The organism is Halovulum sp. GXIMD14793, assembly GCF_054457435.1.
In genome coordinates, this window is the sequence record NZ_JBTLNE010000080.1 from 1 (window position 1) to 12,322 (window position 12,322).

A 12,322-nucleotide genomic window follows, 5' to 3' on the forward strand; every position below is an offset into this window, starting at 1 on the left:
ATCAAAAGGTTCCGCCGGATTGCCCTGCGTTGCGAGAAAACCGTCAGCTCATTCAAAGCCTTCGTCGATCTCGCATGCGCAATGGCATGGATCAGCTAAATGCAGACGCCGCCTAATGCTAGACCCGACCTTAATCTTCGAACGGGTCCCAGTCGTCATCCGCATCTTCAGGCTCTTCTACAGGTGCCAAAGACGCCTCGGCCGTTTCCTGCACGACCTTGATATGCTTGTCCCCGACGCCCGGGAAAGCCTGCAATACGGCGGCCAGCATCGGATGCGCCATCGCTTCGCCCACCAGGTCCGCGCGATTGCGGGCCTCGGTTTCGGCGATGGTTTCGCCGCCGCCGTCGGACACCACCGTGACCCCCCAGCGCCGCCCGGTCCACTCCTGCAGCTTACCAGCCAGACGCTGAGCCAGATCTGGGGGGGCATTGTCAGCAGGTTCGAACTCGATCCGGCCGGGAGTATACTCGACCAGCTTCACATACGTTTCCACCTCGACCAGCAGCTTCATGTCGCGCTGGCGGCGGATCAGGCCGACCACCTGCTCAAAGCTTTGGTAGGCCTGCAATTCATCGGTCTGCGGCTGCGGGGCAGCCCGTGCTACCCGCTGCGCCGAGGCGGTCGCGCCCGGTGCGGCCATCGCCCGCGCGCCACCACCCGGTCCGCCTGGGGCCGGGGTGCCGGTCGCACCGCCGGCTGGTGCAGAGGTCAGCTTGGCCACCAGATCCCCAGGCGTCGGCAGATCCGCGACATGGGTCAGGCGAATGATTGCCATTTCGGCCGCCATCATGGCGTTGGGGGCTGCGGCGACCTCTTCCAGCGCTTTCAGCAGCATCTGCCAGGCCCGGGACAGCACCCGCATTGGCAGCGCATCAGCCATTTGCAGGCCACGTGCCCGCTCATCGGCATTCACGGTCGGGTCTTCGGCTGTTTCGGGTGATATCTTCACCACCGACACCCAATGCGTCACCTCTGCCAGATCGCGCAGCACTGCCATGGGGTCGGCCCCGTCGGCATATTGCTGAGACAGTTCCGCCAGCGCGCCCGCTGCATCGCCTTTCATCACCAGATCGAACAGATCAAGGATGCGACCCCGGTCCGCCAGCCCCAGCATGGCGCGCACCTGATCGGCGCTGGTCTCTCCGGCGCCATGGGCAATGGCCTGATCCAGGATCGACAGCGCATCGCGCATGGATCCTTCGGCTGCCCGTGTGATCAGCCCCAACGCCTGATCGCCGAGCACCGCCCCCTCGCGTCCCGCGATATCGTTGAGGTAGGCAATCATATCCTCAGGCTCGATCCGTCGCAGATCAAAGCGCTGGCAGCGGGACAGGACCGTTACCGGCACCTTGCGAATCTCGGTCGTCGCAAAGATGAACTTCACATGCGCGGGCGGCTCCTCCAGCGTTTTGAGCAGCGCGTTGAAGGCGTTGTTCGACAGCATGTGAACTTCGTCGATGATATAGACCTTGTAACGAGCCGAAGCCGCGCGATAGTTCACACTGTCGATTATTTCGCGGATATCGCCGACGCCGGTGCGCGATGCGGCGTCCATCTCCATCACATCAACGTGACGCCCTTCGGCAATCGCCACGCAGGCCTCGCACTGGCCGCAGGGTTCAATCGTCGGCCCGCCCTGCCCGTCCGGGCCCGTACAGTTCAGCCCCTTGGCCACGATCCGCGCTGTGGTCGTCTTGCCTACACCGCGCACCCCGGTCAGGATAAAGGCATGGGCAATGCGGTCAGCGGCAAACGCGTTTTTCAGCGTGCGCACCATCGCCTCTTGCCCGATCAGATCGGCAAAGGTTGCGGGGCGGTATTTGCGGGCCAGAACCTGATATTGCGGCTGAGCGTCGTTTTGGTCGTCCATGACCGTAGGGCTATCAGGTCACACGCGGTTTGAAAATGATTCCGAAAACCGCCGGTTCCGGGATCGTCGCAGAGACCTATAGCAATTTGGTGTTTCCCGCACTATTGAGGGGGCATCAAACCGACCCGCAGGACCCGCAGAGTGGCAAAGCCAGACGTCTATATTACCTCTGTGGCCCATGGCCGGATCGTCTCGCAGAAGCTTTATTCCCCGGTGATTTCATCGGCGCGCAGTGCCCTGCTGGGTGGCGGCGACACGGATATCGCGCAAAAGCTGGCCGAGATACCGGATGATCAGCCAGTGGCGATCTGGCAGCCGCGCATCCATGATCCACGCAGCGGGGCGCTTTATACCTTCGGGCAGATCAGCCCCGAGAAGGTGGAACACCTGCTGGCCCATTTCGCGCAGAGCCTGCCCCAGCACCACCAGATGGCCCTGAGCCTGGGCCGGGGGACAGTCATCCGCACCTCGCGCGGGGATATTCCGGTTGAGATGCTCCGGGTTGGCGACATGATCACGACATTGGATGACGGCCCGCAGCCGCTGCGCTGGATTGGTACGCGCCGGGTTCGCGCGGCGGGCGATTTTCTGCCCATCCGTCTGCACCGCGATGTCTTTGGCCCGGGCGCCCCGAACGAGGATCTGCTTGTGTCCCCCCGGCACCGGGTTGTGATCCGGGGCTGGCAGGCCGAGGTTCTGTTTGGTCAGGAAGAGGTGCTGTGCACCGCAAAAGGTCTGGTCAATGGCGACAGCATTCAGCCGGCAACCGATCTAGAAGAGGTGGAATATTACCACCTGCTGTTTGACCGTCATCAGCTGATCTATACGAACAACACCCTGAGCGAGAGCCTCAACCCCTCGGACACCGACCTGAACAAAATCGAATCAGGACTGCGCGACGAGATCTTCGGCCTCTTTCCAAAGCTGCGTCAGGCCCCCAAAAGCTATGGTCCGGCGGTCCGCATGGTGGTCACGGCAAAAGAGGCGATGTTGATCTGGGGCAGCTGAAAGCTACCGAATTTGGTTTTGGCTTGCTTCGATACAATTCTGAGAATTGTCGGACTATGGTTAATGCAACCAAGGGTAAGTTATGGAAATTTCAGTCAAATATGTTACTATTCGGGCAGGAATAGTGGTGAGTTCCCTTCATAGGGTGGGTGTTATGACAAAATTCAAGCTGATGACCAACTGGCTGCGAAAACAGCTTGCAGCCCTGGCCGCAGTCTTTGGCCCGATGACCGGGGCGCGTCGATAAACAATCGGAAAACTGGGTGAGAGGCTGGACAACGACCCAAGCGGGGCTCGTTACGGCTGCTTCCTTCCGGACCTGACCGGGTTGGCGAGGCGCTCGCCCGCGCCAACCTCTCGACAGCCGATATAGACTCGGCGCTTCATTTCTTCAAGAGACCCGTGGCCGGAATGTCATAGCCATCTCCGGCGCATTCAGCTACATGGTCGGCCACCCTTGTTGCTGATTGCTGACATGTCCCAATTCGAAACCATCACCTTCGCCGACGAATCCATTGATCGCGCCGCGCATCTGCGCAAGGCCGATGCGCAAGCTGGTGTTCTTACCGATAAGGCAGCACGCAGCATGGTGTTGTGGCGTGGCAAGCCCTTGTTCACGACAACGGACATACCAGCGTTGACATGGCTGCCTATGGACCATCCGATACTGCGCGATGCCGATGAATCGCCGTTTTTTCTGGGTCTGGAACAGGGCCAACCGCGCTTTGCCACGGATATCTCGGGCTGGCAGGATCCGCAGGCGGATGCGGATCAGATCGCGCAGTTTCTCGACGCCAGTCAGAACATCCATCCCGCCGTCCCCGACAGCGCCTTCATGGAACTGCGCGGGCTGATGGCCCTGATCAGCGCCTCCGATGCGGGGAGTGCGGCAACCGCGCGGGCCGTCTGGGCCTGGCATGGCACACATCGTCACTGCGCCCGCTGCGGGGCCGGGAGCGAAGTAGCGGATGCGGGCTGGCAACGGCGCTGCGCCGATTGCGGGGCCACACATTTCCCGCGCACGGACCCGGTGGTGATCATGCTGGTGCTGTCAGGCAACAAGGTGCTGATGGGCCGTTCCCCGGGCTGGCCCGAGGGTATGTATTCGCTGTTGGCCGGGTTTGTGGAGCCGGGCGAGTGTATCGAAGCTGCCGTTCGGCGCGAAACCGTTGAAGAGGCCGGGATCAAGGTTGGCCGCGTCGGCTATCTGGCCAGCCAGCCCTGGCCATTCCCTGCCTCGCTGATGATCGGTTGCTGGGCCGAGGCCACCAGCACCGAGATCAAGCTTGATCCCATCGAGATTGACGACGCCATCTGGATGACCCGCGAAGAGATCATGGCCGCGCAAAGCGGAACCCATCCAAATATCAAACCCGCCCGCAAAGGTGCCCTGGCGCATCATCTGCTGCATATGTGGCTGCGCGGCGAAGCCGGGATACCTGACCCATGCACCTGACTGCAGAAGCCACCACTGACGCATCCGCTCAATTTGTTTATGAGCAGGCCACCGATTTTGATCAGCTGGTGACCGTGGTCGAGGGGTTTGGCTTCACGGTGACGGAGACCCCGGACCCCGACGCCCGCCCCTCCTGGACCTTGTCAGGCAAAGTCGGCGGCATGGATGTGGACCTGCAAATCACAATCGTTGAGCAGAGCCCATATAACCGCGTTGCCGCCAAAATCATCTTCAACGACATCCATTTCGACAGTTCCCTGACCATCACTGAGGTTAGCGCCACAAGCTGCCAACTGCACGTCACCAGCACCGGCACCGCCAAAGGTGTAAAGGCAAAGGTCATCCTGAAAGGGCTTGGCATGCTGGAAGGCAAGTTCAATCACCAGCTAGGCAAGGCCCTTCGAAAGGCCGCAACCTGGCTGGAGACTGAATATCAGGCTCTTGAAGCCTAGTTTTTCAAAAGGATAGGCATACGTCAGCGGCGTTCTGCCATTGACGCGGCCAAGCAGACAAGGGTTCAGCCCTGTTCTTGCCTGTAGGGGTTGGCCTTATAGACACCCAGCACCTTGAGGTAGGAGGTAAAATAGTCCAACTCCTCCATGGCGCGGACAACCGCCGGATCGTCGGGATGGCCCTGAATTTCGGCAAAGAACTGCGTTGCGTGGAATGAGCCTTCGATCATGTAGCTTTCCAGCTTAACCATGTTCACGCCATTGGTAGCAAATCCACCCATCGCTTTATAAAGTGCTGCTGGCAGGTTCCGAACCCGGAAGACGAAAGATGTCATGACCTGACCGTCCTGCGGCACCTCGATCGCTTCGGGTGCCATGATCAGAAAGCGGGTGGTGTTGGTGTGGTTGTCCTCGATCTCCGCGGCCAGCACATCAAGTCCGTAAATCTCCCCCGCAAGGGGGGATGCCAGTGCTGCCAGCGTAGGATCTTTGGTTTCCGCAACGTGTTTGGCGGCTCCTGCCGTGTCAAAGCCGGTGATCCGCTCAATTCCGCGCGGTTTCAGGAAGTTGCGGCATTGGCCCAGCAGGACGGGGTGCGACATGGCGCGGGTGACATTTTCCAGCTTTGTCCCCGGCGCGCCCAGCAAGTTGATATGCACCCTGACAAAATGCTCCCCGATGATTTTCAGCCCGCTTTCCGGCAACAGTTGGTGCACATCCGCCACACGGCCATAGGTGGAGTTTTCAACCGGGATCATGGCCAGATCGGCCGCCCTGCTGCGCACAAGGTCAATCGCGCCCTCAAAAGTGCTGGACGGCAGCGCCTCCATCCCCGGGCAAGCCTCGATACAGGCCTGATGGGAGTAGGCCCCTGGCTCTCCCTGATACGAAATCTTAGTATTTTTATCTGTCATTATGAGGCCACCATGTCGTTTGGTCGCGCTTTCTATACCTTGCCAATGCCAAGGGGAAGCGGATAGACAAACGGTCAAAGCCCCTCGCAAGGGAATCCGAAACGCAGCCTCGGGGTAGTCTGAACATGAACACGATGGAACTTACCAAAATTGTCGCAGGGTTCTGCGGCGCCCTGCTGATCCTTATGCTGCTGAGCTGGACAGCCAATATCATCTTCGGCCTGGGCGAAAGCCACCACGGCGAAGGGTCGCATCATGCCTATATCATTGAGGTGCCCGAGGAAGGCGAAGGCGGCGGTGAAGAGGTTGCCGAAACCCCGTTTGACATCACGACCCTGATGGCAAGCGCCGATGCCGCTGCGGGCGAGAAGGTGTTTAAGAAATGCTCCGCATGTCATAAGCTTGAAGACGGTGGTAAGGGAACGGGTCCGCATCTGTTCGGGATCGTAGGGCGCAGCCAAGCCAGCATCGATGGCTACGGCTATTCGTCCGCACTGGGCGGTCTTGAAGGGACGTGGACCGAGCAGGCGCTTAGCGAGTTCATCACCAATTCAACCAAGTATGCGCCGGGCACCAAGATGAACGTTAAGGTTTCAAAGCCTGAGGATCGTGCCAATCTGATCGCCTATCTGGCCCAGAACCAGTAACTGCGACGGAATTTCCCGTTTCAAACGTCAAACATTTATGAGAGGCGGCGTGAAGTTTCTTTACGCCGCTTTTTCTTGCATTACACTTACGCCCAAGAAAACAACGACAGGGAAAGATGAGCTCATGGTCCTTCGCCGCACGACACTTCGGGCATTTGCTGCCGCCACGCTGTTAGCTGCCGCCATTGCGGCCCCAGTCGCCGCCGAAGACAAGATCATCAAAACCCATGCCATCACCACCTTTGGCGACCCGAAATATCCCGCCGATTTCAAACATTTCGACTATGTCAATCCGGACGCACCTAAAGGTGGCGAATGGTCTGGCTGGGCCTTTGGCGGCTTTGACAGCATTCATCCCTATACAACCAAAGGGCGCGCTGCCAGCTTGTCTTCGGTTTTCTATGAAACCTTGCTGGAAGGCTCTGTTGACGAGGTCGATACACTTTATGGCCTGCTGGCGAAGGATTTCGAGTATCCCGAAAACAAGGAATGGGTGATCTTCAACCTGCGGCCAGAGGCGCGGTTTTCCGATGGCACACCGCTGACCGCTGAAGATGTGGTTTTTTCCTATGAGTTGATGCTTGAAAAGGGCCTGCCCTCGTTCCGCGCGGCCATCAAGAAAGAAATCGTAAGCGCCGAGGTGTTGGGCCCGCAGCAGGTGAAATTCACCTTCACGGCAGAGGCCGCCCCACGCGACCGCATCCAGTCGGCTGGCACGCTGCCGATATTCTCGAAGAAATACTACGAGGAAAGCGGCGTGGATTTCGAAGACAGCACGCTGACGCCTGCCATCGGATCTGGCCCTTATATACTGGACGAAATCGACCCACCACGCCGGGTGATCTACAAGCGCAACCCTGACTACTGGGGTTGGGACCTGCCGATCATGCAGGGCCGGTCAAACTTCGACCGCATCCGCATAGAATATTATGGCGACTACACCGCTGCTTTCGAGGGGTTCAAGGCAGGTACTTATACCTTCCGCAACGAGGCGTCGTCACTGACCTGGGCGACGGGTTATGACTTCCCAGCGGTGGACAAAGGCTATGTCATCAAGGAACTGTTCCCCGATGGTGCGATGGCACTGGCGCAGTATTTCGTCTTAAACCTGCGTGAAGAGAAGTTCGCTGACCCGCGTACGCGCGAAGCTATCGGCATGATGTTCAACTTTGAATGGTCGAATGCCACGCTGTTTTATGGGATTTACACCCGGACAAAATCCTTCTGGGGCAACAGCGACATGGAAGCCGAAGGCATGCCCTCTGAGGCGGAGCTTGCACTGCTGGAACCACTGCGCGGCAAAATCCCTGACATCGTGTTCACCGAACCTGCCGTGGTCCCGCCCGTACAATCGGAAAACCAGATAGACCGCCGCACCCGGCGTGCTGCAGGCAAGCTGCTGGACGAGGCCGGATGGGAAGTTGGCGATGACGGGATGCGCCGCAATGCTGAAGGCGAAGTGCTGAGCATCGAGATCCTCAATGACAGTCCCAGCTTTGACCGGATCGTGAACCCATATGTGGAAAACCTGCGCTCCATCGGCATTGATGCCAAGCATGTCCGGATCGACAACGCACAAATGACCAATCGGGAGCGCAAACACGATTTTGAGATGCTGACCGAGCTTATTCGCATGTCAGAGCGTCCGACCGCACCGGGTCTGGGGCAGTATTTCGGCTCGGCCGATGCTGACAAATCAATCTTCAACAAGGCAGGCCTTAAAAGCGAAGGCGTGGACGCCCTGATCGAGCATGTCCGCAAGGCTAAAACGCTGGAAGACCTAACCACCGCGGTCCATGCGCTGGACCGCACCTTGCGCGCCTATCGCTTCTGGGTGCCGCAATGGCACAAACCCGTCGACACCATTGCCCGCTTTGACATTTACGGTTTTCCCGAAAAAGTCCGGGACAAAGAAGACCCGCTTCGCGCGCTTGGCGAGCTGGATTTCTGGTGGTTCGATCAGGAAAAGTTCGACAAGCTAAAAGCCGCAGGGGCGCTCTGAGCCCTCCATGGCCGCGTATATCCTAAAACGCCTGCTGCTGGTGATCCCGACGCTGCTGGGGATGATGATCATCAACTTCACACTGGTGCAGTTCATGCCAGGCGGCCCTATCGAACAGATCATCGCCGAGATGGACAACGAAGCTGCAGGGGCATCCGGACGCTTTTCCGGTGCTGATGCCGGCATAGAGGCTGGTGCCAGCACCGCAGATGGCACCTACAGGGGCGCAAAGGGGTTGGACCCCGAATATCTGGAAGAGTTGAAGGTTCAGTTCGGCTTTGACAAGCCGCCGGTCGAGCGTTTCTTCATCATGATGGGCAACTACCTGCGGTTCGACTTTGGCGAAAGCTATTTCCGTTCAATCTCGGTGGTGGACCTCATCAAGGAAAAGATGCCGGTCTCAATCTCATTGGGTTTGTGGTCGACCCTGTTGGCTTACCTGATCTCGATCCCGCTTGGTATTCGCAAGGCGGTTAAGGATGGCTCAAGCTTTGACACATGGACCTCAGGTTTGATCATCGTTGCCTATGCGATCCCAAGCTTCCTTTTCGCTGTCATTCTGGTTGTCCTGTTCGCTGGCGGATCATATTGGCAGATCTTCCCACTGCGGGGCCTCGTTTCGGATGAGTTCGACCAACTCAGTACGATGGGGAAAATTCTCGACTATCTCTGGCATATTGTCCTGCCCACGATCTCTGTGACGATTGGGGCTTTCGCGACGCTCACCCTGCTGACAAAGAACTCCTTCCTGGATGAGATCAAAAAGCAATACGTCATCACGGCCCGCGCAAAAGGCCTGACCGAGGGTCGCATCCTTTATGGTCACGTCTTTCGTAATGCGATGCTTATCGTCATCGCGGGGTTTCCGGGCATTATTGTTTCGGTTCTGTTCGGCTCTTCACTGCTGATCGAATATATCTTCTCTCTCGATGGGCTGGGGCGGCTTGCCTATGATGCCGCCATTAACCGCGACTATCCGATCCTGTTTGGAACGCTCTATGTCTTTGGCTTGCTGGGCTTGTTGCTGAATATCGTGTCTGACCTGCTATATGTCTGGATTGATCCCCGCATTGACTTCGAGACGCGGAGGGTCTGATGGCACTTAGCGGGCTCAATCAACGTCGCTGGCGTAACTTCCGCAACAATCGGCGGGCCTATTGGTCGCTATGGATTTTCCTTTTGCTCTTCGGGCTTTCGCTTGTTGCCGAGCTGTTGGCGAACAACAAACCACTGCTGGTGTCCTACAATGGCGAGTGGCGCAGCCCCGCGTTCCAGTTCTACCCCGAAACCGCCTTCGGAGGTGAGTTCCGGACGGAAGCGGACTACAAAGACGAAGTTGTCCAATGCCTGATCGTCAGCGGCGGGCTGACAGACCCCTGCTTTGATGATCCGGAGGGTGTAACCGAAGATGCGGCGGATGGCATTGTAGACGGCGAACCAATCGTCCAGGGTTGGTTGATTTGGGCCCCCGTCAGGTTCGCTTACGACAATCATGACAAGAAGGTAGGAACCTCAGCCCCGTCTGCGCCAGATAGCCGCCATCTTCTTGGGACTGATGATGAAGCAAGGGACGTGCTGGCCCGCGTGATCTATGGTTTTCGGATATCAGTGCTGTTTGCGCTGGTCGTGACGTTCTTTTCATCCATCATCGGCATCGCTGCGGGGGCCATTCAGGGATACTTTGGCGGGCTAACAGACCTTCTGTTTCAAAGATTTATTGAGATCTGGGCGTCAACACCGCTGTTATACGTCATCATTATTCTCGCAGTTATCATCCCGATGAACTTTATGATTCTGTCGATACTTATCATTTTGTTTAGTTGGATGGCATTGGTCGGCGTTGTTCGGGCAGAATTCCTACGCGCGCGGAACTTTGAATACGTGCGCGCAGCAAAGGCCCTTGGCGTCAGTGACCGCACCATCATGTTCCGCCATGTTCTGCCAAATGCCATGGTTGCCACACTGACCATGTTGCCGTTTGTAATCACCGGATCAATAGGCACGTTGACGGGGTTGGACTTCCTGGGCTTTGGCCTTCCTCCATCCTACCCATCTTTGGGGGAGGTCGCGTTGCAGGCCAAGGAGAACCTGACCAAGCCCTGGCTGGCCTTCACCGCCTTCACCACTTTGTCCGTGATGCTCTCACTGCTGGTCTTCATCTTCGAAGGGGTCCGCGACGCTTTTGATCCCAGAAAGACGTTCAAATGAGCGGTGTGTTGTCAGTTCGCGACCTTCGCGTTGCGTTTCGTCAGGACGGCAAAACGTCAGAGGCAGTGCGTGGGGTCAGCTTTGAAATCCATGAGGGCGAGACGGTGGCGCTGGTGGGCGAAAGCGGCTCGGGCAAGTCGGTGTCGGCTCTGTCCACGGTCAAGCTGTTGCCTGACAGTGCCGAGATGACCGGCCGGATCACCTATCGCGGGCAGGATATGCTGAACGCGACGGATGCAGAACTGCGGGCTGTGCGGGGCAATGATATCAGCTTCATCTTTCAGGAGCCAATGACCTCGCTCAACCCGCTGCACACGATTGAAAAACAAATGGCCGAAAGCCTGTTGCTGCACCAGGGTTTGGACAAGGTGGCAGCACGGGAAAAGACGCTGGAATTGCTGGATAAGGTTGGCATCCGCGATGCCGAGATGCGGCTGAAATCCTATCCGCATCAGCTGTCCGGCGGACAGCGGCAGCGCGTGATGATAGCCCTGGCCCTGGCCAACGGCCCCAATCTGCTGATCGCGGATGAGCCAACCACGGCGCTGGATGTCACGATTGAGGCGCAGATCCTTGAATTGCTGGCAGAGCTGAAGACGCGTGAAAACATGTCTATGCTGTTCATCACCCACGATCTGGGCATCGTGCGGCGCTTTGCCGACCGGGTCTATGTGATGAAAGATGGCGAGATTGTCGAAAGCGGGGACACAGCTGAGATCTTCGCCAATCCGCAGCATGACTATACCCGGATGCTGTTGAACGCCGAACCTTCTGGCCAGCCGGATCCGGTTGGCGCCGACGCACCGGAAATCGCGCGAACCGAAGATTTGCGCATCTGGTTTCCAATCCAGCGTGGCTTTCTGCGCAAGACCGTCGGCCATGTGAAGGCCGTTAACGCCGCCAGTGTCTCGGTCCGCGCTGGTGAGACACTGGGCGTTGTTGGCGAAAGCGGATCGGGAAAGACGACACTGGCGCTGGCGATCATGCGGCTGATCAGCTCCGAAGGGCCCATTGTTTTCATGGGCCGCAACATCGACGGGCTGAGCGGGCGGGACCTGCGCCCGCTGCGTGCCGATATGCAGATCGTCTTTCAGGACCCCTATGGCAGCCTGTCCCCCCGCATGACGGTGGAGCAGATCATCGCCGAGGGCCTACGCATCCACCGCCCCGATATGGACCGACGAGAGGCGGTCGCCGATATCCTGCAGGAGGTCGGCCTGAACGCCGACATGATGCAGCGCTACCCGCACGAGTTTTCCGGCGGACAGCGCCAGCGCATCGCCATTGCCCGCGCCATGGTCCTACAGCCCAAACTGGTGGTGCTGGACGAGCCGACCTCCGCCCTTGATATGACCGTACAAAGCCAGATCGTGGAGCTTCTGCGCGACCTGCAAAGCCGCCATAACCTGGCCTATATCTTCATCAGCCACGACCTGCGCGTCGTGCGCGCCCTGTCACATCGCGTGCTGGTCATGCGGCAGGGCGATATCGTAGAGCAAGGCACAACGCAGCAGATTTTCGATGCGCCGCAGACCGACTACACCCGCAAACTGATCGCAGCCGCTTTCGAGAAAAAGCTGATTGGGGAGTAGCGGCGCGCGCCGTTTTGTTTCAGGCGAATGAGGTGGTCAGGGTATTCGATGCCTAGAGCACCGTCCATTTAATCTGCAACATACCCGGCAGCCTTGAAGAGATTTCGGCACTCGTCTGGTGGGAAGAGGTCGCATGTTTGTGCAACGGATTTGAAAAGCGCTTCGAAGGT

General features: G+C 58.2%; 10 protein-coding genes, 1 other RNA gene and 1 pseudogene. 9 read left to right on the top strand and 3 right to left on the bottom strand.

The features are described from left to right. A pseudogene (locus ACW9UQ_RS17055) lies at nt 1–99 on the top strand (IS5-like element IS711 family transposase); the annotation flags it as partial. 31 nt (nt 100–130) lie between these two features. On the opposite strand, the gene ACW9UQ_RS17060 reads toward ACW9UQ_RS17055, so the two are convergent. Further along, entirely contained in the window at nt 131–1,873 is a 1,743-nt protein-coding gene (locus ACW9UQ_RS17060; RefSeq protein ID WP_458932209.1) for a DNA polymerase III subunit gamma/tau, read from the bottom strand. A gap of 141 nt (nt 1,874–2,014) precedes the next feature. Here ACW9UQ_RS17060 and ACW9UQ_RS17065 point away from each other — a divergent pair, with 141 nt between their 5' ends. Next, nucleotides 2,015–2,881, top strand: a complete 867-nt coding sequence (locus ACW9UQ_RS17065) for a Hint domain-containing protein (RefSeq protein WP_458932210.1) — start codon at nt 2,015–2,017, stop codon at nt 2,879–2,881. A 262-nt stretch (nt 2,882–3,143) separates the two neighbouring features. Here the strand turns inward: ACW9UQ_RS17065 and ffs are convergent. After that, an RNA gene (gene ffs / locus ACW9UQ_RS17070) (signal recognition particle sRNA small type) lies at nt 3,144–3,240 on the bottom strand. A 116-nt stretch (nt 3,241–3,356) separates the two neighbouring features. On the opposite strand from ffs, the gene nudC reads away from it, so the two are divergent. Beyond that, nucleotides 3,357–4,337, top strand: coding sequence for an NAD(+) diphosphatase (gene nudC / locus ACW9UQ_RS17075; RefSeq protein ID WP_458932211.1), 981 nt, complete (start codon nt 3,357–3,359; stop codon nt 4,335–4,337). Further along, nucleotides 4,328–4,789, top strand: coding sequence for a hypothetical protein (locus ACW9UQ_RS17080; protein WP_458932212.1), 462 nt, complete (start codon nt 4,328–4,330; stop codon nt 4,787–4,789). Before nudC ends, ACW9UQ_RS17080 begins: the two co-directional genes overlap by 10 nt. Nucleotides 4,790–4,854: 65 nt before the next feature. Here the strand turns inward: ACW9UQ_RS17080 and ACW9UQ_RS17085 are convergent, their stop codons facing one another. Beyond that, nucleotides 4,855–5,703, bottom strand: a complete 849-nt coding sequence (locus ACW9UQ_RS17085; protein WP_458932213.1) for a prephenate dehydratase — start codon at nt 5,701–5,703, stop codon at nt 4,855–4,857. A 134-nt stretch (nt 5,704–5,837) separates the two neighbouring features. On the opposite strand from ACW9UQ_RS17085, the gene ACW9UQ_RS17090 reads away from it, so the two are divergent. The 5 genes from ACW9UQ_RS17090 (at nt 5,838) to ACW9UQ_RS17110 (ending at nt 12,152) form a co-directional block, all read left to right on the top strand. Further along, the gene (locus tag ACW9UQ_RS17090; RefSeq protein ID WP_458932214.1) at nt 5,838–6,350 is read left to right on the top strand and encodes a c-type cytochrome; all 513 of its coding nucleotides are present in this window, start codon (nt 5,838–5,840) and stop codon (nt 6,348–6,350) included. A 124-nt stretch (nt 6,351–6,474) separates the two neighbouring features. Further along, the gene (locus tag ACW9UQ_RS17095; protein WP_458932215.1) at nt 6,475–8,352 is read left to right on the top strand and encodes an extracellular solute-binding protein; all 1,878 of its coding nucleotides are present in this window, start codon (nt 6,475–6,477) and stop codon (nt 8,350–8,352) included. 7 nt (nt 8,353–8,359) lie between these two features. After that, entirely contained in the window at nt 8,360–9,448 is a 1,089-nt protein-coding gene (locus ACW9UQ_RS17100) for a microcin C ABC transporter permease YejB (protein ID WP_458932216.1), read from the top strand. After that, a complete protein-coding gene (locus ACW9UQ_RS17105; RefSeq protein WP_458932217.1) occupies nt 9,448–10,560 on the top strand; it encodes an ABC transporter permease in 1,113 nt (370 codons plus the stop codon). The genes ACW9UQ_RS17100 and ACW9UQ_RS17105 overlap by 1 nt, the downstream gene beginning before the upstream one ends. After that, nucleotides 10,557–12,152, top strand: coding sequence for an ABC transporter ATP-binding protein (locus ACW9UQ_RS17110; RefSeq protein ID WP_458932218.1), 1,596 nt, complete (start codon nt 10,557–10,559; stop codon nt 12,150–12,152). Before ACW9UQ_RS17105 ends, ACW9UQ_RS17110 begins: the two co-directional genes overlap by 4 nt. The last annotated feature ends 170 nt before the right edge of the window (nt 12,153–12,322 follow it).